The 25961-nt window shown below is 37.5% G+C and carries 27 protein-coding genes; 26 read left to right on the top strand and 1 reads right to left on the bottom strand.

The genetic code is table 11. From position 1 onward, the window contains the following. The first annotated feature begins 2 nt into the window (after positions 1-2). A complete protein-coding gene (locus LCM23_RS13985; protein WP_095372842.1) occupies positions 3-695 on the top strand; it encodes an AIM24 family protein in 693 nt (230 codons plus the stop codon). 393 nt (positions 696-1088) lie between these two features. Here LCM23_RS13985 and metA read toward each other — a convergent pair whose 3' ends face one another. Continuing rightward, positions 1089-1997 (bottom strand): homoserine O-acetyltransferase MetA, encoded by a 909-nt coding sequence (gene metA, locus LCM23_RS13990; protein WP_224937508.1) that lies wholly within the window; start codon positions 1995-1997, stop codon positions 1089-1091. A gap of 188 nt (positions 1998-2185) precedes the next feature. Between metA and LCM23_RS13995 the strand changes: the two genes are divergently transcribed. From LCM23_RS13995 to LCM23_RS14115, 25 genes are all read left to right on the top strand, one after another. Then, positions 2186-3868, top strand: coding sequence for a formate--tetrahydrofolate ligase (locus LCM23_RS13995; RefSeq protein ID WP_224937509.1), 1683 nt, complete (start codon positions 2186-2188; stop codon positions 3866-3868). A gap of 24 nt (positions 3869-3892) precedes the next feature. Next, positions 3893-4399: a hypothetical protein gene (locus LCM23_RS14000; protein ID WP_224937510.1), complete on the top strand. Its 507-nt coding sequence runs from the start codon at positions 3893-3895 to the stop codon at positions 4397-4399. A 239-nt stretch (positions 4400-4638) separates the two neighbouring features. Next, entirely contained in the window at positions 4639-6522 is a 1884-nt protein-coding gene (locus tag LCM23_RS14005; RefSeq protein WP_224937511.1) for an ABC-F family ATP-binding cassette domain-containing protein, read from the top strand. Between the two features lie 83 nt (positions 6523-6605). Continuing rightward, entirely contained in the window at positions 6606-7730 is a 1125-nt protein-coding gene (locus tag LCM23_RS14010; protein WP_224937512.1) for a conserved virulence factor C family protein, read from the top strand. Between the two features lie 389 nt (positions 7731-8119). Continuing rightward, positions 8120-8320 carry a hypothetical protein gene (locus LCM23_RS14015; protein WP_224937513.1) on the top strand — a complete coding sequence of 67 codons (201 nt, stop codon included), beginning with the start codon at positions 8120-8122 and terminating at the stop codon, positions 8318-8320. Positions 8321-8426: 106 nt separating this feature from the next. Further along, positions 8427-8675: a hypothetical protein gene (locus LCM23_RS14020; protein WP_224937514.1), complete on the top strand. Its 249-nt coding sequence runs from the start codon at positions 8427-8429 to the stop codon at positions 8673-8675. Between the two features lie 6 nt (positions 8676-8681). Continuing rightward, entirely contained in the window at positions 8682-8879 is a 198-nt protein-coding gene (locus LCM23_RS14025) for a hypothetical protein (protein WP_224937515.1), read from the top strand. 57 nt (positions 8880-8936) lie between these two features. After that, complete coding sequence (locus LCM23_RS14030; protein WP_224937516.1) at positions 8937-9389, top strand: hypothetical protein; 453 nt, start codon at positions 8937-8939, stop codon at positions 9387-9389. Between the two features lie 6 nt (positions 9390-9395). Next, positions 9396-9542 carry a hypothetical protein gene (locus LCM23_RS14035; protein ID WP_224937517.1) on the top strand — a complete coding sequence of 49 codons (147 nt, stop codon included), beginning with the start codon at positions 9396-9398 and terminating at the stop codon, positions 9540-9542. Between the two features lie 57 nt (positions 9543-9599). After that, entirely contained in the window at positions 9600-9875 is a 276-nt protein-coding gene (locus tag LCM23_RS14040; protein WP_224937518.1) for a hypothetical protein, read from the top strand. 523 nt (positions 9876-10398) lie between these two features. Next, positions 10399-10833: a BrxA/BrxB family bacilliredoxin gene (locus tag LCM23_RS14045; RefSeq protein WP_224937519.1), complete on the top strand. Its 435-nt coding sequence runs from the start codon at positions 10399-10401 to the stop codon at positions 10831-10833. 98 nt (positions 10834-10931) lie between these two features. Continuing rightward, a complete protein-coding gene (locus tag LCM23_RS14050) occupies positions 10932-11708 on the top strand; it encodes a class I SAM-dependent methyltransferase (protein WP_224937520.1) in 777 nt (258 codons plus the stop codon). Positions 11709-11975: 267 nt separating this feature from the next. After that, the gene (locus LCM23_RS14055; RefSeq protein WP_224937521.1) at positions 11976-13142 is read left to right on the top strand and encodes an LL-diaminopimelate aminotransferase; all 1167 of its coding nucleotides are present in this window, start codon (positions 11976-11978) and stop codon (positions 13140-13142) included. Between the two features lie 25 nt (positions 13143-13167). Further along, positions 13168-13752, top strand: coding sequence for a YpjP family protein (locus LCM23_RS14060; RefSeq protein WP_404826611.1), 585 nt, complete (start codon positions 13168-13170; stop codon positions 13750-13752). Between the two features lie 90 nt (positions 13753-13842). Continuing rightward, a complete protein-coding gene (locus LCM23_RS14065) occupies positions 13843-14613 on the top strand; it encodes a TerC family protein (RefSeq protein ID WP_224937523.1) in 771 nt (256 codons plus the stop codon). Positions 14614-14743: 130 nt separating this feature from the next. Next, on the top strand, positions 14744-15955 hold the full coding sequence (locus LCM23_RS14070) for an HpcH/HpaI aldolase/citrate lyase family protein (RefSeq protein ID WP_224937524.1): 1212 nt from the start codon (positions 14744-14746) through the stop codon (positions 15953-15955). Then, the gene (locus LCM23_RS14075; RefSeq protein ID WP_224937525.1) at positions 15864-17222 is read left to right on the top strand and encodes a phosphoribosyltransferase family protein; all 1359 of its coding nucleotides are present in this window, start codon (positions 15864-15866) and stop codon (positions 17220-17222) included. The genes LCM23_RS14070 and LCM23_RS14075 overlap by 92 nt, the downstream gene beginning before the upstream one ends. Before the next feature lie 25 nt (positions 17223-17247). Then, positions 17248-18333, top strand: a complete 1086-nt coding sequence (locus LCM23_RS14080; RefSeq protein WP_224937649.1) for a cysteine protease StiP family protein — start codon at positions 17248-17250, stop codon at positions 18331-18333. Further along, positions 18330-19175, top strand: a complete 846-nt coding sequence (locus tag LCM23_RS14085) for an HAD family hydrolase (RefSeq protein WP_224937526.1) — start codon at positions 18330-18332, stop codon at positions 19173-19175. Before LCM23_RS14080 ends, LCM23_RS14085 begins: the two co-directional genes overlap by 4 nt. 436 nt (positions 19176-19611) lie before the next feature. Further along, the gene (locus LCM23_RS14090; RefSeq protein WP_224937527.1) at positions 19612-21243 is read left to right on the top strand and encodes a YceG family protein; all 1632 of its coding nucleotides are present in this window, start codon (positions 19612-19614) and stop codon (positions 21241-21243) included. A gap of 28 nt (positions 21244-21271) precedes the next feature. Further along, positions 21272-22366, top strand: a complete 1095-nt coding sequence (locus tag LCM23_RS14095; protein ID WP_404826612.1) for a toxic anion resistance protein — start codon at positions 21272-21274, stop codon at positions 22364-22366. Positions 22367-22388: 22 nt separating this feature from the next. After that, entirely contained in the window at positions 22389-23000 is a 612-nt protein-coding gene (locus LCM23_RS14100) for a TerD family protein (RefSeq protein WP_224937529.1), read from the top strand. 118 nt (positions 23001-23118) lie between these two features. After that, a complete protein-coding gene (locus tag LCM23_RS14105) occupies positions 23119-23832 on the top strand; it encodes an anthrax toxin lethal factor-related metalloendopeptidase (RefSeq protein ID WP_224937530.1) in 714 nt (237 codons plus the stop codon). 26 nt (positions 23833-23858) lie between these two features. Further along, complete coding sequence (locus tag LCM23_RS14110) at positions 23859-24839, top strand: thymidylate synthase (RefSeq protein ID WP_224937531.1); 981 nt, start codon at positions 23859-23861, stop codon at positions 24837-24839. Positions 24840-24972: 133 nt separating this feature from the next. Then, positions 24973-25458, top strand: a complete 486-nt coding sequence (locus LCM23_RS14115; protein ID WP_095372864.1) for a dihydrofolate reductase — start codon at positions 24973-24975, stop codon at positions 25456-25458. Positions 25459-25961 lie beyond the last annotated feature (503 nt).

Here is a 25961-nt window from a genome sequence, read left to right on the forward strand (position 1 = left end):
TTATGAGTAGGTACTCATTATCAGAGTTTGTTGAGAAAACAGAGCAAGAAGATAGAGGTCAGGGATTATTTGAGTTAGAAACGGATCGGTTATTAGAAGTGAACTTACAACAGCAGATTTGGGCAAAAGCTGGCTCCATGATTGCGTATGAAGGTCAAATCAAATTTGTTCGCGAAGGGATTTTAGAACATGGAATTGGGAAAATGTTTAAACGTGCTTTCTCTGGGGAGAGCACAGCTCTTATGAAAGCAACTGGCAGGGGGAAACTCTATTTAGCGGATCAAGGAAAGAAGATTTCTATTATTCGCTTTCATAATGATACATTATGTGTGAGTGCCAATGATTTATTAGCGTTTGAGCCAAGTTTGAAGTGGGACGTCAAGCTTATGAGAAAAGTAGCAGGCATCGTTTCAGGTGGGTTATTCAATATTCGCTTAGAAGGAGAGGGAATGGCTGCAATAACGACTCATTATGAACCACTAACACTAAAGGTAACTCCTGATAAACCGGTATTAACAGATCCCCATGCAACGGTCGCTTGGTCTGGCCATTTGCAACCGGAATTCGTTGCTGATGTCTCATTCAAAACATTTGTAGGCCGTGGTAGCGGTGACTCAGTGCAAATGAAATTTTCAGGCGAAGGTTTTGTCGTTGTCCAACCGTATGAAGAAGGTGGCTATGTGCAGCAGAATTAGTTTACATGCAATGGATGTTTGTATAAGGGTATTTATAAGGGCCTCAAAAGAGAGGCGCTGCTCATGGGCGATGAAAGTGACAATAGGGAGTAGTGCAAAAAGGGGAAAACACCGCTTTTGATAAGGAAACTGACCTGATCATAATGCAATAATGAATCTCAGTTCTTAAACTACTGTTTCCCAAGGGGAGGAATTAAGAATCTCTCAATAATAGTTCTCCTATTGCACGAAACGGAGTAATCAAAATTATTGCCGAGATTGCTATTGTGGCCATTTTTGTCCGAGAAGAATCCTCTTAATTGTCAACTGTCTAGTTCTTCAAAATCAATTCCTATTCACAATGTATGAAAAATAAAATATAGCCAATCCGTATATTCTACGGATTGGCTATTTTTAATCCCATTCATAAGGTGTTTCTTGATAAACATAATAATTTAACCAGTTGGAGAATAATAGATGGGCATGCGAACGCCATTTGTTTTTTGGTGTCTTGGTTGGGTCATCATTGGGATAATAGTGATTCGGAATGGTTATGGGCAATCCTTTTGCTCGATCTCGCTCATATTCTTCAGCAAGTGTCGTTGCTTCATATTCAAGGTGACCGGTAATCATAATTTGTTTACCTTCATTGGCGCTCATAATAAAAGCACCCGCTTGAGGTGATGCAGCAAGAACCTTGACCTTACTATGATTCTTTAACTCTTCTAATGATATATCCGTATGCCTTGAATGGGGTGCGACAAAAGAGTCATCAAAACCGCGTAATAAGTTTTCTGACCAATTTTCTACATCATGGTCAAACACGCCGAAACATTTTTCCGGTAGCTCAAACTTATCAATATTGAAATGATGGTAAAGTGCTGCTTGTGCGCCCCAACAAATATGGAGTGTACTCGTGACATTGGTTTTTGTCCAGTCCATTATTTCTTTTAACTCTTCCCAATAATCGACTTCTTCAAAGGAAAGTAATTCAATCGGAGCACCCGTAATAATCATGCCATCAAATTTTTTTTGTTTGATTTCAGAAAATGTTGAATAAAACTGCTCAAGATGTATGTGGCTTGTATTTTTTGATTGATGTGTAACTGTTTTCAACAAGGTAATATGAACTTGAAGCGGTGTATTACCTAATAACCTTAATAAATGGGTTTCTGTTTTTTCTTTTTGCGGCATGAGGTTTAGTATAAGTATGTTTAATGGGCGAATATCTTGCCCCTTAGCGCGACCTTCATCCATAATGAATATTTGCTCTTCCTCGAGAATTTCCCGTGCTGGAAGTCCTTGTGGAATGGTAATTGGCAAGTGATCATCCCCTACTGTGTGAAATTTCAATAAACTTATTATAAAGACGTTTAACTTATTGAGCAACCTGAAAACCTTAAAATTATAATTAATTTGAAAATTTCTCGTCACATATCATTATTTAGATTTAGGAAGTGATACAATAGTAACGCTTGCAATGACAACTGGTATAGAGGAGAGGAAAAGCGATGGGGAAATATGTGAAGTCAGATATTGAAATTGCTCAAGAAACAACGATGAAACCAATTCACCAGATTGGGGAAAAGCTCGGACTTACAGCCGATGATCTAGAGCAATTTGGTAAATATAAAGCGAAACTTACAGCCGAAACACTTAAAAGAGTGGAAGATAAGGAAAATGGGAAATTAATTCTTGTTACAGCCATTAACCCCACACCTGCAGGCGAAGGGAAATCTACTGTTACTGTAGGTTTAGGTGATGCATTAAGTCTGTTAGGGAAAAAGTCGATGATTGCCATGAGAGAACCCTCTCTAGGTCCAACAATGGGCATTAAAGGTGGAGCGACAGGAGGGGGATATTCACAAGTCGTACCGATGGAAGATATTAACCTTCATTTTACAGGTGATATTCATGCGATTACTACAGCGAATAATGCCTTATCTGCCTTAATCGATAATCATATCCAACAAGGAAATGATCTTAAAATTGACCAGAGAAGAATTATTTGGAAAAGAGTGATGGATTTAAATGATCGTGCGCTAAGAAATGTCATTGTTGGTCTGGGGGGACCTGCTCAAGGTATTCCGCGAGAAGATGGTTTTGATATTACAGTGGCCTCTGAAGTAATGGCAGTACTATGTTTAGCGAAAGACCTACATGATTTGAAGAAAAGATTAGGCAAAATGATTATTGCTTATAATATTAACAAACAACCGGTTACGGTGGCTGATTTAGGTGCTGAAGGTGCTTTAACCCTTTTATTAAAAGAGGCGATAAAGCCTAATTTAGTACAAACTCTTGCACATACACCTGCACTTATACACGGTGGACCATTTGCGAATATTGCACATGGTTGTAATAGTGTGATCGCGACAAACACGGCATTGAAGTTAGCTGATTATGTTGTAACAGAAGCGGGATTTGGCGCCGATTTAGGAGCAGAGAAATTTTTACATATAAAAGCGAGAAATATGGGTGTAAGTCCTGATGCAGTTGTCATTGTGGCGACGATTCGTGCACTTAAGATGCATGGGGGCGTCGCTAAGGAAAATCTCAGCTCAGAGAACACGGCTGCACTAGCAAAAGGATTTTCTAATTTAAAAAAGCATGTTGAAACAGTTCAGAGTTTCGGATTGCCTTTCGTTATTGCACTTAATCGCTTTAATGGTGATTCTACAGATGAAATTGAGACTTTTAAAGAGTTGTGTGAGGAGCAAAATATACAATGGTCACTAACAGAAGTGTGGGCAGAAGGAGGAACTGGTGGCTTACAGTTAGCAGAGAAAGTGTTAGAGCAAATTGCAAAAACAGACCAATCGTTTACGCCACTTTACCATTTACATGACAGCTTAGAACAGAAAATTGAAACAATTGCTAAAAGTGTGTATGGTGCAAGTGGAGTTGAGTTTACATCGAAAGCAAAGAAACAATTAGCCGATTTTGAACGCTTTGGCTGGTCTCAGCTCCCTATTTGTATGGCTAAAACCCAATACTCATTATCCGATGATGCAGCAAAGTTAGGTCTTCCTTCTGACTTCACAATAACTATAAGAGAATTAAAGCCCTCTGTAGGTGCCGGTTTTATTGTGGCATTAACAGGAGCGGTTATGACAATGCCTGGGTTACCTAAAGTACCTGCAGCGATGCAAATGGATGTGGACCAACAAGGACAAGCGAAAGGATTATTTTAATCAATATAAAGGGGAACTGATACATTGTTTGACCCAATAGCTTTTGATAATATGAAGGTTGTTTTAGAGGGGCATATTTATGATTTTGATTTAACGGGTGAAATGAAGATAATCGATCGAAATGATTGGATGAATCTAGCGAAATTTAGCCGACGCTATGACATCACATTTACGGATACAACCGTTACTAGCACTTTATCAGCAAAAATTACCTTACAGGCCAATTTGCAGCAAATTACGGCAGAGTTGCAGCCTGCGCACCCATTTACAAATGCAATCGGTGCTCATCTATCCATCACTTTTATCCTGCAAAAACAGGAAAAAAATAAGTTAGAATCAGCTTACGAGCAAGTCGTTAAACAATGGGGGAATCGCCGTACCGTTCAACAACGATTAATAAAGATAGAGAATGAATGGACGCAAGAGATAGTGGTCAATTTTGACAGACTGATAACAGAAGATCAATTAGAAGACTTACTTGATTTAATTGACCACACACAACAAACATTAATAGTATTAGATCAATATTAGAGGTTTGAGACAATAGGTGAGATGGTATTCTTACACGGCAACGCTAAAAAGCGGAGCTTAGTAGAAAAATCCAGTTCCTATTGTCTCGACTTTTTTTTATAAAAAATTGTATGAGTAAAGTTGATAAGCATGAATATATCACGGATCGCCATTTTTCATGTTACAATTAGCTATTAGAATAGTTAATAGCCTAACCGCAATATAGCTGGTTTAGATAGATTAATGAATGGATGGTCGAAATGAAAAATATATCTTTAGAAAATATAACAAAAACTTACGGTGAAAAAGAGCTATTTAAGCAAATTAATTTTACTATCGGAGAAAGTGACCGCGTAGGCTTAATTGGTGTAAATGGAACAGGAAAGTCATCACTGTTAAAAATCGTCGCTGGTATTGATTTGCCTGATGCTGGAGAGATTATTGCGCCTAAGGATTATTCAGTCTCCTATGCTGAACAAGAACCTAAATTAGACGAACAATTGACTATACTTGAACAAGTATTTGCAGGCGATTCTCCTTTACTGGTTCTTTTAAGAGAGTATGAGCAAGCATTAATCGCTTTGAATGAACATCCAGATCATAGCGAAGTACAGGAGCATCTTTTCCAATTACAAAAAAAATTAGATGCTAATAATGGATGGGAAGCAAGTACAAATGCCAAAACCATCCTAACAAAACTAGGTATTGCCGACTTTGAAAAAAAAGTTGGTGAATTGTCAGGCGGACAAAAAAAACGGGTAGCGTTAGCACAAACGTTGATACAAGATAGTGATTTATTAATTCTCGACGAGCCAACGAATCATCTTGATCATGAATCGGTTCAATGGCTAGAAGAGCATCTTACCCGATACCGGGGAGCGATTCTGCTTGTGACACATGATCGCTACTTCCTTGATCGTGTGACAAACCGGATGTTTGAACTTGATGCGGCACAATTATACAGTTATAAAGGTAACTATGGAGCATTCCTTGAGGCGAAAGCGATTCGAGAGGAGAATGAGGCGGCTGTAATCGATAAACAACGGAATTTATATCGTAGAGAGTTAGAGTGGATGAGACGCGGTGCCAAGGCGCGAACAACCAAACAAAAAGCGCGCATAGATCGTTTTGATCAATTAGATGAAAAATTGACAAATGTTACTTCAAGTGAAAAATTAGACATGTCTTTAAGTGGTAGTCGTTTAGGAAAGCAAGTATTTGAGTTGAAATCAGCGACAAAATATTATGGTGATTTAGCCATCCTAAAAAACTATGACCTGCTAGTGAAACCAGGTGACCGACTAGGCATTATTGGTCAAAATGGGACAGGAAAAACCACTTTTCTAAATATTTTAGCCGGCAAGTTACCGTTAGACAAAGGTGAGAGAATCATCGGTCAGACGGTTAAAATCGCTTATTACACACAGGAAAGTGAAGAAATGGATGAGAGCAAAAGAGTGATTGAATACTTAAAGGAAGCGGCCGAAGTAATCGAAACCACTGACGGAAAAACGATATCTGCTGCACAAATGCTTGAGCGTTTTCTGTTTCCACCTTATATGCATGGTACATTAATTAGAAAACTTTCAGGTGGAGAAAAACGTAGATTATATTTATTGAAAATCTTAATGACTTCACCGAATGTGTTGCTTTTAGACGAGCCGACAAATAATCTTGATACACAGACGTTAACGGTGCTAGAGGATTATTTAGAAAGCTTCGCTGGTGTGGTGATAACGGTTTCACATGATCGTTATTTTCTCGATAAAGTCGCCACTCAATTACTTGTATTACAAGGAAATGGGGAAATAACTAGTTATTATGGGAATTATAGTGAATACCTTGAAAAATCAAAACAAGCATCAAGTAAAAAAGCGGAAGAGAAAAAGATAGTAGAAGTAAAGGAAGAAAGTAAACCAAAAAAGAAAAAGCTTTCCTATAATGAAGCAAGAGAATGGGAGCAAATCGATGACAAAATGGAAGCGATTGAAAGTCGTTTGAAAGAAATCGATGAGGATATGAACAATATTGGTAGTGATTTCGAGAAAGCTCAACAGCTCATGGATGAACAAAAAAAGCTAAATCATGATTTAGAATATCTAATTGAACGTTGGAGTTATCTGTCTGAATGGGCAGATGCTTAATCAATGTAGATAAATGAAAGTAGACGATGATTTATGTTAGAATAATTATCATGAGAGAATAATTAAAGTAAAGGGTGATTTCATTGATTATAAAAGCGATTGAACCTACACCAAGTCCAAATACGATGAAGGTGATCTTAGATAAAGAACTGCCTATGGGGACAAGCAATAATTACAAAGTAGGTCAGGCTGAAGGTGCGCCGGAAGTTATTGTTGATATCTTAAAAATAGATGGGATTAAAGGTGTCTATCATGTAGCCGATTTTCTTGCAGTCGAACGAAATGCGAAATTCGATTGGAAAGATTTACTTCCTCAAGTGAGAGCAGCCTTTGGCGAAGAAGCTGAGAGTGCTGGGGGAACGGAAGTAAATGAACATTTTGGTGAAGTACAAGCTTTTGTGCAAACGTATAAAGGCATACCGATGCAAGTGAAATTAACAGATGGTACAGAAGAAAAGCGCTTTGGCTTACCGGAACTTTATGTTAAAGCTGTAGGTGATGCACAAGCACCTGATGATAATGTAGTCATGGTAAGAAAGTGGAAAGAACTAGGAGTGCGTTATGGTGAATTCGAACAAGTAGGTAAAGAAGTAGTGGATGAGATTCTAGCTGCATACCCAGAGGAAAGAGTAAAAACACTCATCACTGCAGCCCAAAGTCCAGAATCAGAAGAAGCATTGGCACCAAGAGTCCGTCTTAAACTTACTCCAGATGATTTAAAAGCGGAGGACTGGCGTATACGCTATCAAAAGCTTGAGCAAATGGCTGATCCTTCCTTAGATGATTTAGATGTACTTGACTTTGCCCTTCAAGATGAAAAAGCGTCTGTGCGAAGATTAGCAACTGTGTACTTAGGGATGATTGAAGACGTTCAAGTGCTACCTTATCTATATAAAGCGCTAACAGATAAATCGGTCACAGTGAGAAGAACGGCGGGGGATTGTTTATCAGATCTAGGCTTCCCAGAAGCTTCTGAAAAAATGATGGAAGCATTATCTGATAAAAGCAAGCTGGTTCGCTGGCGTGCAGCAATGTTCTTATACGAAGTAGGCGACGAAAAAGCGCTTCCTGCCTTAAAAGCAGCTGAAAATGATAATGAATTTGAAGTAAGTCTGCAAATTAAACTAGCAATTGAAAGAATTGAGCAAGGCGAAGAAGCAAAAGGATCTGTATGGAAGCAAATGACAGAATCACGAAAGAATGGATGAGTTAGAAGGACACCTGCATGCGCAACATGCAGGTGTCCTTTTTCAATCATTATCAGTATACGATGAAGAGTAGTTAAATTTTTTTGTGTTAGAACTGAGCATAAGCAGGGTTCAGTACAAAAGAAACGAGATCAAAAAGTAGAGATAGAGACATAGATATAGAAGGTTTTTACATCAGCAGGAATAGTGTTATGTCGAGTTGTGTGCGTGCCTGCATGAGTTGAGTGAAAAAGAGTGGGTGAACCGGAATTGCACGTCGACCAGGTTTGAAAAAGGGAATGAGAGCTATGCAAACAGGTTTTGCAAATCACTCAGGTTTGCAAGTGAGGTTGAGAGCTGTGCCAATTGGATTTGGAAGTCACTCAGATTCGCAAATGAGGTAGAGAGCAGTGCAAACAGGTTTTGCAAGTCACTCAGATTCGCAAATAAGGTTGAGCGCTTTGCAAATTGGATTTGGAAGTCACTTAGGCTCGCAAATGAGGTTGAGAGCTATGCAAATTGGATTTGCGAGTCACTCAGATTCGGAAATGAGGTTTGAGAGCAGTGCAAATTGGATTTGCAAGTCACTCAAGTTTGCAAGTGAGGTTTGAGAGCAGTGCAAATTGGATTTGCGAGTCACTTAGGCCCGCAAATAAGGTAGAGAGCTATGCAAACAGGATTTGCAGTCACTCAGATTCGCAAATAAGGTAGAGAGCTATGCAAACAGGTTTTGCAAGTCACTCAGGTTTGCAAGTGAGGTTGAGCGCTTTGCAAATTGGATTTGGAAGTCACTCAGATTCGCAAATGAGGTTGAGAGCTATGCAAATTGGATTTGCGAGTCACTTAGATTCGGAAGTGAGGTTGAGCGCTTTGCAAATTGGATTTGGAAGTCACTCAGATTCGCAAATGAGGTTGAGAGCTATGCAAATTGGATTAGCAAGTCACTCAGGCTCGCAAATAAGGTAGAGTGCTATGCAAATTGGATTTGCGAGTCACTCAGATTCGGAAATGAGGTTGAGAGCAGTGCAAACTGGTTTTGCAAGTCACTCAGATTCGCAAATGAGGTTGAGAGCTATGCAAATTGGATTTGCGAGTCACTCAGATTCGGAAATGAGGTTGAGAGCTGTTCAAATTGGATTTGCAAGTCACTCAGATTCGGAAATGAGGTAGAGAGCAGTGCAAATTGGATTTGCGAGTCACTTAGGCTCGCAAATAAGGTAGAGAGCTATGCAAACAGGATTTGCAAGTTACTCAGGTTTGCATGTGAGGTTGAGCGCTTTGCAAATTGGATTTGGAAGTCACTCAGATTCGCAAATGAGGTTGAGAGCTATGCAAATTGGATTTGCGAGTCACTTAGATTCGGAAATGAGGTTGAGAGCAGTGCAAACAGGTTTTGCAAGTCACTCAGATTCGCAAATGAGGTTGACAGCTATGCAAATTGGATTTGCGAGTCACTCAGATTCGCAAATGAGGTTGAGAGCAGTGCAAACAGGTTTTACAAGTTACTCAGATTCGCAAGTGAGGTTGAGAGCTGCACAAATTGGATTTGCAAGTCACTCAGGTTTGCAAGTGAGGTTGAGCGCTTTGCAAATTGGATTTGGAAGTCACTCAGGCTCGCAAATGAGGTTGAGAGCTATGCAAATTGGATTTGGAAGTCACTCAGGCTCGCAAATAAGGTAGAGTGCTATGCAAACAGGTTTTGCAAGTCACTCAGATTCGCAAATGAGGTTGAGAGCTATGCAAATTGGATTTGCGAGTCACTCAGATTCGGAAATGAGGTTGAGAGCTGTTCAAATTGGATTTGCAAGTCACTCAGATTCGGAAATGAGGTAGAGAGCAGTGCAAATTGGATTTGCGAGTCACTTAGGCTCGCAAATAAGGTAGAGAGCTATGCAAACAGGATTTGCAAGTTACTCAGGTTTGCATGTGAGGTTGAGCGCTTTGCAAATTGGATTTGGAAGTCACTCAGATTCTCAAATGAGGTTGAGAGCTATGCAAATTGGATTTGGAAGTCACTCAGGCTCGCAAATGAGGTTGAGAGCTATACAAATTGGATTTGCGAGTCACTCAGATTCGGAAATGAGGTTGAGAGCAGTGCAAACAGGTTTTGCAAGTCACTCAGGCTCGCAAATAAGGTTGAGAGCAGTGCAAACAGGTTTTGAGTAATAAGAGCTGTTTCAAATATGATTAGAAATATATCTGAACGTCTAGGGTTTAAACAAGAAGGTATAAACTGTGACGCTGTGTTCATCAACGGATGTTCTAACAATACTGTCCATTATAGTTTGCTTAGAAAAAAGAGGAAGGGCAATCAATAGTCACTTCGGCTAGTTGCAGTTTTTATGGCTAATTGACTAACCTCAGGCAAAATTTATAGTAAGACTATTCAAATATGGGCTCTTTCGTTTGTTAGTTAATTAATGTGTCTGGGTATGCCTCCCTTTGAGACGTGCGATACCACCGCACTTTTGGTGTTATCTTAAAAAACACATACATCAACACCTCAAAAAAGGTGGAATCCAGCCATAGACTTAGAAGCATCCGCCCAGTCATAAATATCTTGGATTTCCAATTATTCAAACGTCTACCATGAGCTATTCCTTTTATATCGGAGAACGATAACTTTGCAATATAGGCTTGAAATATAGTATGCTTACTGTGCAATCATTAGTAAAGGAGGGAAATATTTATGTCTATGGCTTATGAAGAGTATATGAAACAAGTTGTGAAGCCGATGAGAGCTGAGCTTGTTCAGGCCGGTTTTAGCGAATTAACAACTGAAGAACAAGTAAACGATTATATGGAGCAAGCAGAAGGTACAACATTAGTTGTCGTGAATTCTGTTTGTGGCTGTGCAGCAGGATTAGCAAGACCAGCAGTGACTCAGGCTGTATTAAATGCAGAAAAGAAACCAGACAATTTAGTGACAGTTTTTGCTGGTCAAGATAAAGATGCAACAGCGAAAATGCGTGAATATTTCACAGGTATTGAGCCGTCTTCTCCATCTATGGCCCTTCTTAAAGGGAAAGAAGTGGTACATTTTATTCCACGTCATGATATTGAAGATCACTCTATGGAAGAAATTATGCACAATTTATTAGCAGCGTTTGATAATAAATTATAAAAAGGATCACACGATAAAAGGTGATTGAATGCAGCAGTTAGGAGCACTCTTATCCTGACTGTTGCTTTTTAATTTCAATAAAATAAGTAGGTGTTTTGATGTTTGTTACAACATCAGCAAGGACAAATCCTGACGAAACCAATAAGGCAAAACAGGTAGCAATGACGCTGAACCTTCCCTTTTTACATAGAAGAAAAAGAACAATAAAGAGTATGGTCAATCAATACGAAACGAACGGAATTGTCGTTGGAAAAGAGCGAATGGAACTATATAAAGTGGGTGAGGAAAGACCTTTTTTCTTTCATCCTAGTTCAGCAATGTTCCGCCTTAAGCGTTTGCAAAAAGGTGAACATGATCCTTTGATAGAAATTTGTCAACTAAAAGCGGGTTCTTCTTTTCTGGATTGCACACTTGGGCTAGCTTCAGATAGCATTGTGGCAAGTTATGCTGTAGGTGAGACCGGGAAGGTAATTGGGTTAGAAGCAAGTAAAGTGATAGCGTATTTCGTTGGTCAAGGTCTGAAAGAATGGCCAAATGATAACGTAATCATGAAAAACAGTATGGAAAGAATCGAAGTAGTTCATGATTTAGCCATCGATTACTTGAAATCTGTACCTGATTCTTCCTTTGAATGTGTCTATATTGATCCCATGTTTGAAACAACGATAAAAGAATCGTCTAATATCAATGCATTACATTCGATTACATACAAAGGTGATTTAACTGATGAAATGATTATTGAGGCGAAGCGCGTGTCTAAAGAGAGAGTGGTATTGAAGGATCATTTCCGTAGTGAAAGATTCCAAGCCTTTGCATTTCAGCAAATCAAACGTAAATCAGCGAAATTCCACTACGGTGTGTGGGAAAAAAGATAAAAAGATTGCTGTTGCCTTCCTAATGGCTACAGCAATCGAAACTAATGGTAAACGTTTTTTAATCAGTGATGCACATATAAACAAAGTAAGCAAGTAGTACTAAACCACCAACAAGCGCTATCCAACTAGAATCCATTATGTACCTTCCCCCTTCTTATATTCTTATTTGTATATATCCCCCAAAAAAGCAGCAATTAATCATGAACCAATGCCCAAAAAGTGATAAAATATGGTAGAATAAAAGAAAAATTTTGTGAGGCAATGAACATGAATATTCAAATGGCAGCGAGAATGGAGCAATTCCAAGAGAGTATTTTTTCGGAACTAGCTGAAATCAAGCAACGGAAACTAGAAGAAGGCATAAAAATAATCGATCTTAGTGTCGGTAGTCCCGATTTACCACCTCCTCCCATTATAACAAAGATGATGGGCGAAATGGCAAGTGATCCAAAGCTTTATGGTTACACATTAAAAGGGGTTCCAGAGTTTCATGAGGCAGTGGCGAATTATTACAGTAGAAAATACGGCGTAACCCTTGATGCGAAGGAAGAAACCACGTTACTGATGGGCTCACAAGATGGTTTGGTCCATTTACCAATGGTGCTTTGTAATCCTGGTGATATAGTACTCGTTCCAGATCCTGGTTATACAGCGTACGAAGCAGGTGTGAATCTTGCAGGTGGGCAAATGTATCGTATGCCGTTAAAAGAAGAAAATGATTACTTACCTTCTTTCGCTGATATTCCAAAAGAAGTTAGTAAAAAAGCAAAGTTAATGATTCTAAATTATCCTGGAAATCCGGTTCCTGCCCTGGCGACAAAAGAATTTTTTGGACAAGCAATCGATTATGCGAAAGAAAATGACATTGTCATTCTCCACGATTTTGCTTACTCTGAATTATATTTTGAAGAGGCGCCAATTAGTTTTTTATCAGTTGATGGTGCGATGGATGTAGGGATTGAAATGAACTCGTTATCTAAAAGCTTTAATATGGCAGGGTGTCGTGTGGCTTATGCTGCAGGAAATCGTAAAGTTATTTCTCTTCTAAGTAATCTAAAGTCTAACCTTGACTATGGCGTTTTTTATCCTATTCAAATGGCTGCTGTACAGGCGTTAGCTGATGATTCGTCCTTTTTAGATGAATTGAGAGCGGTCTATAAAAAAAGAAGAGATTCTTTTGTTCTTGGATTACGAGAAGTAGGTTGGGATGTGGCTTTACCTAAAGGGTCGATGTTCGTATGGGGGAGATTACCGGATGGAATGAAATCTAAGCCATTCGCACTTGAATTAATTGAAAAAGCAGGAGTCGTTGTAACACCTGGAATTGCCTTTGGTGAATGGGGCGAAGGTTATGTACGCATGGGTATTGTCCAATCAGAAGAAACATTATTAGAAGTTGTTTCCCGTATTGAGAAAAGTGGCATTTTTAAATAAATAATGAAAGTCATCTGAGGAGGAGATACACTTGCCGAGTTGGTTAAGAAAATCATTAGTGGTGATGGTGACAATCTTTACATTTGGATTGGTGACACCAACGAGTTTATTACCTATTCAGCATGATGAAGATAAGTCACCAAGAAAAGCAGTTTTAGCTGAAAGCTTACCAGATGTAAGTGTAGAAGAAACTTCACAAGTTTCGAGGGAGGATTTTATAAAGGAAATGGTTACTTCCGCGGAAAAGCATTCTTTCGAAAAGTTTGGTGAAAAAATTAAACCGGTCATTGAATCAGAATTTCAAATCGTCATACTCCCTAATATAGAAAAGGCGATTTCAGAAGTTGCAGAGCAGTATACAGAGGAGAATCTGCATCATTTGAGTATCACTGAAACGGCCTCTGCGGGCGTTTCAGAACGAATTTTTCATATAGCAGATGAGACAAAGCAAAAAGATGTCATTCGTTTTCATGTCAGAAGAGATCATCCACCGCAGCAAGGTTATTGGTTTAATTTCCATTATCATACTGCCTTTGATCAATTCCAAACTCACCACGAACTTGGATCCATCTATTGGGATAAAAATACCCCGCCAAAATGGATGAGTTAATTTCAAAAATTGAAACTTTTCTAGTACATATTCGTATATACTAGGTGAAGAACGATAGTATATAAAGTTGATCAGGGGGAAAAATTCACTATGGAAATTATCGATGGAATCCTACATACCTATTCTAGTTTCTTTGATTGGGATATGTGGGTTGAGGCATTATCTCGACCAGATGCATGGGTGCTGATTGGCACATTGGTCATTTTAGAAGGCTTGCTTTCAGCGGATAATGCGCTTGTCTTAGCAGTAATGGTTAAGCACCTACCACCAAAACAACGAAAGAAAGCACTTTTTTATGGGTTACTTGGCGCTTATTTCTTCCGTTTTTTAGCGATAGGTGTAGGTGTATTTTTAATTAAATTTTGGTGGATAAAAGTATTAGGAGCCGCTTACTTAGGCTGGTTAGCTATTAAATATTTTATCGACAAAAAGAAAGCAGAAGAAGCAGAAGACGAAGAAGCGTTGGAAGGAATCAATCAACGAGGCTTATTAATTCGTCTGTTCGGGACATTTTGGGGAACAGTTATTGCCGTTGAATTAATGGATATTGCTTTTTCAATTGATAGCATTTTAGCAGCACTAGGTGTGAGTCAAGAAATATGGGTACTTCTTGTTGGTGGTATGCTAGGTATCATTATGATGAGGGGTGTTGCAGGAGTATTCTTAAAATTAATTGACCGTGTACCTGAACTTGAAACAAGCTCTTATATTCTTATTCTATTAATCTCTTTAAAGATGTTGTTAAGTGCAGGAGGTATTCACATTGATCATATGTATTTCTTTGGTGTACTTGTGATTGTTTTTGCAATTACTTTTATTGTACATGCGAAGAGAAAACGTACTGAAGCAGCAGGCTCATAAGAAAAGGGGATGAATTGCTTCATCCCTCTTTTTTCACTCCATCAATATCTTCCAATATCTGATAATAATTGCAATTATTTCTGGGTCCCCTCTATTAAATTTTTCCGAAATTAAAAAAAGGAGTTGGCGTATGAGGTTATTTACAGATTTATCTCAAGCTGCACTAGATGAGTACTTTTTTAAAGAACCGACGACATTTAATAAATACACACCGAAGAATGAGCTTGCATATGCATTAGCTGCTACCCTTTATATGCCTGCAACACGTCCTGCTATCCATCAAGATTTGATTAATAAAAAGCACGCTGGTCTAACATCAGTTGTCATTTGTTTGGAAGATAGTATTGGTGATTTGGAAGTGGAAGTAGCGGAAAGGGGGTTGCAGCATTCCTTACATAAACTTCGACAAGATATTTCTAGAGGCTTTATTACATTAGAAGAATTGCCATTGCTTTTTATTCGTATAAGAAATAAAGAGCAGTTAGTCCGGTTAATCACTTTATTTAAAGATGAATGGCAGTTACTAACTGGTATTGTCATTCCAAAATTCTCTTCAATCGATGGTGAAGAAATGCTGCAACTCGTTAGTGATTTACGAAATAGTGGCCATGAATTATATGCGATGCCAATCCTTGAAACGAAAGAAGTTCTATTTAAAGAAACAAGAATGGAAGAGTTAAAAAAACTAAAGGGAATATTCGATAAGTACGCTCATTTTATTTTGAATATCCGGATTGGGGCGACAGATTTTTGTGGACTATTAGGAATAAGAAGAAACACATCCACTTCATTATATGATATTGCTGTATTGAGAGATTGTTTAGCAGACATTATGAACTTTTTTCAAAGGGCACCTAATCATTACTTACTTTCTGGACCTGTTTGGGAGCACTTTGTTTCTAAAGAAAAAGTTAACTTACTAAGTAATCAAACGGAGCAAATCATGGAATCCTCGTCATTTATGAACAAACTACCGAAAGAGATGAGAGGATTCATAGCAGAAATATTGCTCGATATTAGTAATGGTATCATCGGAAAAACGATTATACATCCCACGCAAATTACGCCGGTACAAGCTTTAAACACTGTGACTTATGAAGAATACAATGATGCAATGGATATATTAAATCATTCAAATGGGGCCCATGGTGTGATGAAAAGTGCCAGTCAGAACAAAATGAACGAAATGAAGCCCCACTATGATTGGGCAAAGAAAATAGAGTTAAAATCAAGAGTTTACGGGGTGCTAAATGAACAATACAACACAATTGATTTCTTCCAACAGTTATCACATGATAGACGTCATCGAGCCCATGCAGGTGAAGCTAAATATCAACTATAATCCTTACCATTTTAAATTCGATGAATTATTCCAGATGGCAGCAAGAAAGAATAAAAAAAGATCCTTTTTATTCGTTAGTAAAGTGTTAGGAAAACATCTGCCTATCTCGCCGGCAAAAGGATTAGCAACGGGACTGTTATTAGCAGAAAACTACCTAAAGGATGTGGAAGGGAAAAAGCTTTCGCCGTCATCACCCTTTGTGGATGTACTGAAAAATAAGCAAACGAAATTTAGTGATACAGCATTTATTGGCGATCAATATTCTCCCATCATTATTGGTTTTGCAGAAACTGCGACAGCGCTCGGTCAGGCATTTTTTCAAGCGTTTAAGAATGCAGATTATTTTCATACAACGAGAGAAGATCTTTTAAGCGTTGAATCGATCATTCATTTTGAGGAAGAGCATTCACACGCTACTTCTCATCGTTGTTATATCGATGCCAATTTGTTGCAAAATAGTCGGGAAATTATATTAGTAGATGATGAAGTGACGACTGGAAAGACAGCGCGAAATATTATCACATCATTACATGATAAGTTTCCGAGGAAGCATTATACTGTTGTTTCTATTCTTGATTGGAGAAATGAGACCAACAAGAATGCATTTATTGAATTAGAGGAAGCGTTAGATATCACTATACGTCATATATCCCTTCTTGCTGGCGAGGTTGAAGTAGATGGGAACCCAGTTATTAAGGAGGAAGAAAGTGTAGACCTGTACCATCCATCTACAGAAATGAATGAAATTTACATAGAAAAAGAATTACCTATGCTGTTTGCTTCTAAGTATTATCCTACGACAAATCAAAAGTCTCCCTTCCACACTGTTCCTTATATTGCTGAGAGTGGTCGATTCGGTTTGGATAGTAAAGTGAACGTTTTATTAAATTCAAAAGCAGAAAAGGTTGCAACATTTCTTGATCAAAAAAGAAAGGGTAAACATATTTTATGTATCGGCACAGGTGAGTTTATGTATTTGCCAATGAAAATAGCTAGCTTAATGGAGGGGAGTGTAAAGTATCAAAGTACAACCCGTAGCCCTATTCATGTCCATAATAAACCATCCTATGGTGCACGCTTTGGTATGACTTTTCCTAGCCCTGAAATGGAAGAAGTGGTGAACTATATCTATAATATTCCACCGGAAACATATGATGAAGTATTTATCTTTTTTGAAAGATTAGTAGATGAACAGGTTTTAAGCAAGTTTTTACAACAGATAAAGATACCAAGTATTCAAGTCGTCTTTTTGAAAGGAGTGAGGTGATTTGACTATTGTCGCCAGGCAGCCTATGTTTGGGTCATATGACCCGAGAGAGGTCACCTTTCTTTTAAAGGATTTAAGTCATATCCGTTTAGAAGATACAACAGAAAACAGAGAACACGCCATTCAATCAGGTGCTCATTATAGTGAAACCTTACCAATAGAATACCAGCCACCAAAAGCGTATATCGATCTTTTCTTTCGTTCTTTAGACGAATTTAAAGAGAAAGTGGCTTTAAGTATAGCTGTTGTAGCAGAACAGATTTATGCAGCTAAAGGCAAACAGACAGTTTTGGTTTCACTAGCGAGAGCAGGTACACCAATAGGCATTTTAATCAAAAGATATTTGTTTTTTAAATACCATGTAGATTTGCCACATTATAGTATTTCTATTATTCGCGATAGAGGAATCGATGAAAATGCCCTTCACTATATTTTAGAAAAACATTCAAAGGGAATAATTCAATTCGTAGACGGTTGGACAGGAAAAGGTGCCATTTCGATAGAATTAACAAATGCATGCCACTTATTCTTTCATAAATATGGGGTGAAAATTGATGATACATTGGCTGTTTTAGCTGACCCTGGCCATTGTACAACCGTATTTGGAACGAGGGAAGACTTTTTAATTCCGAGTGCTTGCTTAAATTCGACTGTCTCTGGACTTGTCAGCAGGACGGTCTTAAATAATCAATGGATTGGTGAAAAGGATTTTCATGGGGCGAAATATTATCATCATATGATTGATGAGGATTTATCAAACATCTATTTAGACACAATAACTCAGCAATTTCAAAAAGTTGTTTCTATAGCAAAGCAGGAAGCAAGTAAAATAGTGGATGGAAATTACGGAGCGACCTTTTCAGGTATGAATGAAATACTAAGAATCCAAAAGGAGTTCGGGATCGAATCTTCTCATTTCGTTAAACCAGGTGTAGGTGAAACGACGAGAGTAGCTTTAAGAAGGGTACCTTGGAAAATACTGATTAAAGATAAAAAGAGTCCTTATCTAAAGCATTTGTTTGCACTTGCTGAGGAGAGAAAGATTGAATTGGTTCATTATCCACAAATGAGCTATACATGTTGTGGGCTAATTAAGAAGGTTATCCAATGAGAGGAGGAATTTTTGCCTCAGATTTAGATCGGACATTAATCTATTCAGAGACAGCGATATCGCAATTGGAAGAAATTCCAAGTAAAACTGCAACCGTTGTTGAATATAAAAATAATAAAGCTTTATCTGTGATGAGTGATCGTGCCATAAAATTATTACAACAAATTCGCAATACCCTTCTGTTCGTGCCAATTACTACACGAACACGGCAACAATTTGAGCGGATTGAATTTCCTTTTAGCCATCGTTATGCAGTTGTTGCCAATGGCGCACAAATTCTATATAATGGTCAGCCTTTGCTTAATTGGGAAGAAAGTATCAAGCGAGAAGTCTATGATAAGAGTGGAACGAAAGAGAAGCTATTGAATCATTTATTCCCATTTAAGATAGAGGGTAGATTGCGTGAAGCAGATGGTTGGTTTTTCTACTATGTGCTAATGGAAACATTGTCAGATTGCCAATTGGCTGAAATACGCCTAACTGCAGAAGGGCTTGGATGGCGTATTTCTTTGCAAGGTAGAAAATTATATTTTATACCCAATGCGATTAGCAAAGGTAGGGCACTACAGTATATCGTAGAAAATGAAGGGGCCCAATATTTATTCGGTGCAGGAGATTCATTATTAGATTATGACTTTTTAAAAATTTGTGATGAATCATTTGTTCCTGCTCATGGAGAACTGGCTCAACATTTAAAGAAGTCTTCTCATTGGTTAACAAAGGAAAAAGGGATGCTGGCAACAGAAGAATTCCTTACTAAAATACTTCAGACAGTTACCAATCCTGCGGACCGGAGCGAAAGATCCGATTTACAACAGAAAATACAACCAATCCAGCTGTGATAAAGAAAATAAAGATCATGCTCGTGTAGAAAATGGACTGGTGAACTGTATAGGTGAATAATGAAAGAAAGGCAGCCAAAAAGAGTAAATCAAGCATTATAAATATTGAGGAATTTAAAGTTTGTTCTAGTATTTTTAATTCTGAATCGATATTAGGTAACTTGGAACGCTTCGCTAACATTCTCATTTTTAATCCATCCTTTGATTACATTTATCCTTTCGTTTGAAGCAAATACAGGTATCCTTAGTAATGCAACTATATGCATAACCACAGTAAATGGTGAAAATGGCAGAAGCCCTTATTCAATAGCTTCATATCGTAACTAATTATGTTAAGATGAAATGGATACGTGTTTATAATCATTGTTTCTAAAACAACAATATATATACAAATTGAACCTGTAAGACGAATGTATTAAAGGGAAGGGATCAGTCAATGAATGTCACTCATAGTCATGTGAAAAATATCCGAATGGCAGTTACATATGAAGGGTATAAAGAAGCATTAAAAACGCCACTAAATGAAAGGCCGATGTATGAGGTGGCCAATCGTACACTTACTTATAATCAAATCTTTCTCCGGTTATTAGGTGTACCATTAGACGAGGATGCCTATTATAATGAACTGTTTGACCTAGCTCATGATCCAACGTTCGATATTTCAGTAATCGGTGAAGACCATTTAGACAAATCGATGAATAATGAACATTTTAAGTCCATTCAAAAGGTTATTAATATCCATAGAGATCAGCAGCTTTCAATTAATCGATTTGTGGCATTTTTAGATGGGGAAGGATTACTACTTCGTTCAGAACTACCAGCTATTCAGCGTAAAATCCGCGAAGCATTAATGGAAACATTACAACTTTTCTCTGATAAAGAGGAAGGTGGGCTTAAGCATAATGATTTGCGTAGAATCTTAACAGATCTTATTAAATGGTCTCATAACCATTTGGGAGAAAGCTTAACCAACGCTGATTTAACAGTAAAGCTCCCGAAATTTATTTGGTATGGACCTTATAAAAAAACGCATGCTTACTTTATTTACTATTTACTTTCGCTCGGTTGTGATGTGATTTACATATCACCTAGTGGAGAAGATGCGTTTGCCTCGTTTCAATTAGATTGGGCAAATACTCCGGTGCATCATTTTCAAAATAAGAATGAGGCTGAACCTTTTCCAACTGAAAAGCGACGAAGAAAATCGACCGTTGCCTATCGTGCATCAAAAGAAATAGAATCGATACTTAATCAAGATGGATCAGGTATTTTTAAGCCATGGCAATTACGAGAATATTTGCCCGCGTCGCTTACGTTGAAAACAACTTATGATGAACTTTTTCTACTTGTTAAAGAAAAGGCGATGATTCGCCCTAATTTTGAAGTGGCAGGCAAGGTTGTGAAAATTCCGCACGTATTTGCAAAAATTCAAGGTGTCAGTAGAGACCGCAAAGAATACTGGGAAAGGCTTCACACACTTGAGGAAAACGATCATAGTTATTTAATCCGCTCTTTTCCTTTTTCAAAAGGGGTGAGCAGCGATTATCGCTACCATTATCGTAATGCACTTGATCAAGACGGATTAGTTGATCCAGATAAAGTGATGAATGCTCATTTTTGGACTTACAAGCATTTACCTAATGGCTTACAGCAAGGGATAGCCTATGCGATAAGAAAAATTTGTGAAAAATCATTATTAAAAAAACAAGCAAATGAATCTGAAGAAGATTTAAAGGTTTATATTTTCGCTCAAAGTATGCAACTCCAAGGTAAGATGCTACAACTCATTCAACGTTTTGATTATTCACAAGATGTACCTAAGCTTATCTTATATAACAACGAATTAAATGGCTTAATGAGTCGCCATGATGCCGTATTGCTACTTTTAATGAATCAGTTCGGTGTGGATATCACTGTTTATAATCCAGCAGGACATAATGATATTGAGAATTATATTGATGAGCGTTTATATGATGTTCATTGGTTGGAAGATGTCATTTTTGAATTAGAGTATAAAGAACCATCTTTCATAAAATCTGCACTAACTAAAATTTTCAAGAAGTTATAAAGGAGTGAAATAAATGAATTCATCTGGTATGCAAACGAATTTGGATGTCATTTCAACAAACCCAGAAGACAAGTTAACAGAAGCATCTGCAAGTCAAATTAAACTAGCTTTAAGAGAAAATAAAGAGGTTCAACAACTCGCTGCCTCAATAGACGAGCGCGATCAAATTCAAATTTTAGAATTTGGTAAAGAACCAGCTGAGGAAATATCCAAGTTTTCTGATCAAATTCTCGGCAATATGAGAACAACAAAAGTAGAGGATTCCGGAGAATTATTGAAACAGCTAGGAAAAATTATGGATCAGTTTGACCCGAAAGATTTTGAGAAAGAAAAGCCAGGTTTCTTTGATAAACTCTTCAAAAAGGGCGAAAAACTCATTGAAAAGCTGTTTGGAAAATACCAAACAATGGGCAAGGAAATCGATAAAATTTATGTTGAAATCTCTAAATATCAAAATGAAATGGTTGAAGCAACTACTACGTTAGATAGGATGTATGAGGAAAACTATCAATATTACCTTTCACTTGAACAGTATGCTGTTGCTGGTCAGATGAAATCTGATGAACTGAAAGCCAATCAATTGCCACAATTAGAGCAAAAAGCAATTGCAGGTGATCAAATGGCCTCTATGCAATTAGATACTCTAAGAAATGCAGTCGAATTATTAGATCAACGAGTGTATGATTTAGAAATGGCGAAAATGGTTGCATTACAAACGGCACCACAAATCCGCATGCTTCAAAGAGGGAATACGAAATTAATTGGGAAAATTAATTCAGCTTTTGTGACGACGATTCCAATCTTCAAAAATGGTCTTATTCAAGCGATGGCAGCGAAAAGGCAAAAGCTCGTTGCTGATTCGATGAGTGAATTAGATCGCAGAACAAATGAAATGTTAGTTAGAAATGCGCAAAATATATCACAACAAAGTACAGACATTGCAAGACTTGCTGGTGGACCAAGTATTAAGATTGAAACAATTGAACAGTCTTGGGATATCATCATGAAGGGGATGCAAGAAACAAAGTCGATTGAGGAAGAGAATCGCAAATTAAGAGAAGAAGGAACGAAAAAATTAGAACAATTGCAAGATAATTTTCGCAATATGAAGAACAAGAGATAAAAAAACAAAGGGGAGATAAACAATGGCGATTAGTTTACAAAAGGGACAAAGAGTAGATTTAACAAAAGGGAATCCAAGTCTTTCAAAAATACTTGTTGGTTTAGGATGGGATCCAGTAAAGCAAAAAAGTAGTGGTGGACTATTAGCTGGTCTCTTTGGAGGCGGTGGGGGTGTCGATATCGATTGTGACGCTTCGGTTATTTTGCTTGGGGATAACGATAAATTACGTAGCAATAAAGATGTCATTTATTTTGGTAATTTAAAAAGTGGTGATGGAAGCATTCAACATACCGGTGATAATTTAACAGGCGATGGAGATGGTGATGATGAACAAATCCTTATCGATTTGAGTCGTATTCCAAGTCATATCCATAAACTTGTATTTGTTGTTAATATTTATGATTGTGTAAAACGAAAACAACATTTTGGTATGATTCAGAATGCTTTTATTCGCATTGTCAATTCAAATAACCATCAAGAGTTAATTCATTTTAACTTAACGGAAAATTATGATGGGAAAACAAGTTTAGTTGCTGGTGAGATTTACCGCCATGGTCAAGACTGGAAATTTGCAGCGGTAGGGAATGGTACGCAAGCTGCTAGCTTAAGCGATATTGTTCGTTCTTATTCATAAGTGTGCGAGATTAAAAGGGCTGATCTTTGATTAGTCCTTTTTATATTTAATGAAAATCTATGATATAATTAATAGACTAGTAATGATACGATTAATGATAGAAAAGGGAGGAACAGCTATGAAAAAGTGGATATTTACAGGCTTATTTTTAGTTGTTTCCTTAACATTAATGGGAAGTTCACAAGCCGATATCGGTGCGATTCAGTTAAAGAACTATCCATATTCTTCAGACCTAAAGCAAGCAGTGGATCTCACATCAGAAGATTTGTTAGGAGAGATTGTCTTATTACCAACAGAATCTTTTGATGAAATAGAAGCAGCGGCCATCATATCCCGCTTGGACCAATTACCGTCTACCTTATTACAAAAAATAGACAATCAAAATATTAAGATTAAGCTTTTTTCAGGCAGGTTGACAGAGAATCCTAGCGTAAGACATCTAACTGGAATGATTCCACGTGGATATACTTCATCAACGACATGGGATCAAGTTCCAGGCATTGGTGGAGGGAAAACAGTGCTTGTAAAAATAGGCTATAGTGACCAAGGGATGGACCATGGCTCCGTTAATTTGGAATTGCATGAGCTGGCACATTCCATTGATCGTTATATCTTTGAGGAAATCCGTTCGAATAGCCAATTTATTCGTATTTGGCAAGAAGAGCAACCACAATTATTTCCAAATGATTCCTATTTCTCTACGTTTTCCGAAGAATATTTTGCTGAGAGTTTTGCCCTTTATTTTTTGAATGTAGAAACGAGAAGTTACTTGTATGAAAATGCGCCAAAAACGTTTTCTTTTATTAGACAAATGGCGGGCCATAATCATTAAGATATAAAGTTTAAGAGGTGAGTATCATGGAGAAACATCCAGAACAGGCATATTTAGACATGCTACAACATATTTTAACAAATGGACAAAAAAAACAAGATCGTACTGGTACTGGAACTTTAAGTGTTTTTGGCTATCAAATGCGTTTCGATTTAAGTCAAGGATTCCCATTATTTACAACAAAGCGTGTACCGTTCCGTTTAATTGCAAGTGAATTACTCTGGTTTATTAAAGGTGATACAAACATTCGCTATTTATTGCAGCATAATAACCATATTTGGGATGAATGGGCATTTAAAAAATGGGTTGAATCAGATGAATATAACGGTCCTGATATGACAGACTTTGGTAGACGTTGTTTAATTGATAGCGAGTTTAATGAAATCTATCAAAAAGAATTACAACAGTTTTGTGAAAGAATCCTTACTAACGATGAGTTTGCAGAAAAATACGGAGATTTAGGAAATGTATATGGAAAGCAATGGAGAAATTGGACTGCTTCAACTGGCGAAGAGCTTGACCAGTTAAAAGATGCGATAGAACAGATAAAAAATAACCCTGACTCAAGGCGAATCATTGTGAATGCATGGAATCCTGAAGATGTGATCAATGCAGGTGGAAAAGGAAGCAAAGCCGCATTACCTCCTTGTCATGCCATGTTCCAGTTTTATGTCATAAATGGAAAGTTGAGTTGCCATCTATTACAACGCAGTGGCGATACCTTCTTAGGGATTCCATTTAATGTGGCTTCCTATTCGTTACTCACTCATTTAATTGCTCATGAGTGTGGTTTAGAGGTTGGTGAGTTTGTTCATACAATCAGTGATGCGCATATTTATTCGAATCATCTTGAGCAAGTACAGGAACAATTATCAAGAACACCAAAGGCATTGCCGCAACTACGAATTGATAACAATAAAACCTCGATTTTTGATATAGAAATGGAAGATTTAGCAATTGAGGGCTATGATCCTCATCCAACAATTAAAGCCCCAGTTGCCGTTTAAGTAGAAAAAGCACTCTTCATGGTATGAGTGCTTTTCTTTTGCTGAGAAGCTTTATTATTGGATTTTCTTTTCAAGTGCAGAGAATTATATTAAACTTATAATTAATTGCTAGTGCCGATTGGAGGATATGAAAATGATTTCATTAATTTGGGCAATGAGTGAGAATAGAGTGATAGGAAAAGATAATCAGTTACCGTGGCATTTACCAGGGGACTTGCAGTTTTTTAAAGAGACGACGTTAGGTCACCCAGTTGCTATGGGGAGAAGAACATGGCTCTCACTTGGAAGACCACTACCAGGAAGAGAAAATATTGTCATTACTAGGAATACAGATTTTTCTCCAGAGCAAGCAACAGTATTAAATTCGATTGAACAATTAATTACATACAGTCAAGAAAAACAGCAGGAAGTTTTTGTCATTGGTGGAGCGCAAATTTATCAATCTACTTTACCTTATGCAGATAAGCTCTATATTACTAAAATTCATGCTGAAATCGAGGGTGACACAAGCTTTCCATCATTCGACCTCACTGAATGGAAACAAGTGTCCGTCGAGAAACGAAGCAAAGACGAAAAAAATGCTTACGATTACGAATTTCAAGTGTATGTTAGAAAATAAAAGAGACGGCTTCTTTATGGAGTCATTAAAAACACGAAGAGGCTTCGTGTTTTTTTCATGGTCTCCTATGAAGTGTTTGCTCTTTATCTATTTGCCTACCCTAAAACAGGCAGGGAGTAAGAAAATGGCATTATGCGACGTAACTATAAACGTTAAGCTATCAATCTCTTATTTTGATTATTTAAGAATGTCCAAAAACAATTATGTGTTATGGGTGGGTACACCTACATTTATCTTTTTTCTGCTGATCCTTGTAAGAAAAAATGATTTGTATCAGTTGTCTCCTTTTTTCTTCTGACTCTTGCACGTAAAATGACATTGCCAATTTGCCCTCATATCATGAATAACGAGAAAATAACATATGAAAAAGCGTTAATCCAGTTTTTACTTCTAAAAAGGCGTGCAACCTATTATTGGTCGGTAACAATTTTAAGTGTATGTACTCCATGTCTTATGTCCGATTCACTATAATCTCCTCATCAATTTTTTTCTAGGAAGCAAAT

Source organism: Cytobacillus kochii, assembly GCF_020171845.1.
In the GTDB taxonomy this organism is placed as follows: Bacteria; Bacillota; Bacilli; order Bacillales; family Cytobacillaceae; genus Cytobacillus; species Cytobacillus kochii.

What these genes read in the sequence shown, in the direction of transcription:
- LCM23_RS13985 (WP_095372842.1), top strand. Translation starts at nt 3, where the DNA reads ATGAGTAGGTACTCATTATCAGAGTTTGTTGAGAAAACAGAGCAAGAA.
- LCM23_RS13995 (WP_224937509.1), top strand. Translation starts at nt 2,186, where the DNA reads ATGGGGAAATATGTGAAGTCAGATATTGAAATTGCTCAAGAAACAACG.
- LCM23_RS14005 (WP_224937511.1), top strand. Translation starts at nt 4,639, where the DNA reads ATGAAAAATATATCTTTAGAAAATATAACAAAAACTTACGGTGAAAAA.
- LCM23_RS14020 (WP_224937514.1), top strand. Translation starts at nt 8,427, where the DNA reads ATGCAAACAGGTTTTGCAAGTCACTCAGGTTTGCAAGTGAGGTTGAGC.
- LCM23_RS14025 (WP_224937515.1), top strand. Translation starts at nt 8,682, where the DNA reads ATGCAAATTGGATTTGCGAGTCACTCAGATTCGGAAATGAGGTTGAGA.
- LCM23_RS14030 (WP_224937516.1), top strand. Translation starts at nt 8,937, where the DNA reads ATGCAAACAGGATTTGCAAGTTACTCAGGTTTGCATGTGAGGTTGAGC.
- LCM23_RS14035 (WP_224937517.1), top strand. Translation starts at nt 9,396, where the DNA reads ATGCAAACAGGTTTTGCAAGTCACTCAGATTCGCAAATGAGGTTGAGA.
- LCM23_RS14040 (WP_224937518.1), top strand. Translation starts at nt 9,600, where the DNA reads ATGCAAACAGGATTTGCAAGTTACTCAGGTTTGCATGTGAGGTTGAGC.
- LCM23_RS14045 (WP_224937519.1), top strand. Translation starts at nt 10,399, where the DNA reads ATGTCTATGGCTTATGAAGAGTATATGAAACAAGTTGTGAAGCCGATG.
- LCM23_RS14050 (WP_224937520.1), top strand. Translation starts at nt 10,932, where the DNA reads ATGTTTGTTACAACATCAGCAAGGACAAATCCTGACGAAACCAATAAG.
- LCM23_RS14055 (WP_224937521.1), top strand. Translation starts at nt 11,976, where the DNA reads ATGAATATTCAAATGGCAGCGAGAATGGAGCAATTCCAAGAGAGTATT.
- LCM23_RS14065 (WP_224937523.1), top strand. Translation starts at nt 13,843, where the DNA reads ATGGAAATTATCGATGGAATCCTACATACCTATTCTAGTTTCTTTGAT.
- LCM23_RS14070 (WP_224937524.1), top strand. Translation starts at nt 14,744, where the DNA reads ATGAGGTTATTTACAGATTTATCTCAAGCTGCACTAGATGAGTACTTT.
- LCM23_RS14075 (WP_224937525.1), top strand. Translation starts at nt 15,864, where the DNA reads ATGAACAATACAACACAATTGATTTCTTCCAACAGTTATCACATGATA.
- LCM23_RS14080 (WP_224937649.1), top strand. Translation starts at nt 17,248, where the DNA reads ATGTTTGGGTCATATGACCCGAGAGAGGTCACCTTTCTTTTAAAGGAT.
- LCM23_RS14085 (WP_224937526.1), top strand. Translation starts at nt 18,330, where the DNA reads ATGAGAGGAGGAATTTTTGCCTCAGATTTAGATCGGACATTAATCTAT.
- LCM23_RS14090 (WP_224937527.1), top strand. Translation starts at nt 19,612, where the DNA reads ATGAATGTCACTCATAGTCATGTGAAAAATATCCGAATGGCAGTTACA.
- LCM23_RS14095 (WP_404826612.1), top strand. Translation starts at nt 21,272, where the DNA reads ATGCAAACGAATTTGGATGTCATTTCAACAAACCCAGAAGACAAGTTA.
- LCM23_RS14100 (WP_224937529.1), top strand. Translation starts at nt 22,389, where the DNA reads ATGGCGATTAGTTTACAAAAGGGACAAAGAGTAGATTTAACAAAAGGG.
- LCM23_RS14105 (WP_224937530.1), top strand. Translation starts at nt 23,119, where the DNA reads ATGAAAAAGTGGATATTTACAGGCTTATTTTTAGTTGTTTCCTTAACA.
- LCM23_RS14110 (WP_224937531.1), top strand. Translation starts at nt 23,859, where the DNA reads ATGGAGAAACATCCAGAACAGGCATATTTAGACATGCTACAACATATT.
- LCM23_RS14115 (WP_095372864.1), top strand. Translation starts at nt 24,973, where the DNA reads ATGATTTCATTAATTTGGGCAATGAGTGAGAATAGAGTGATAGGAAAA.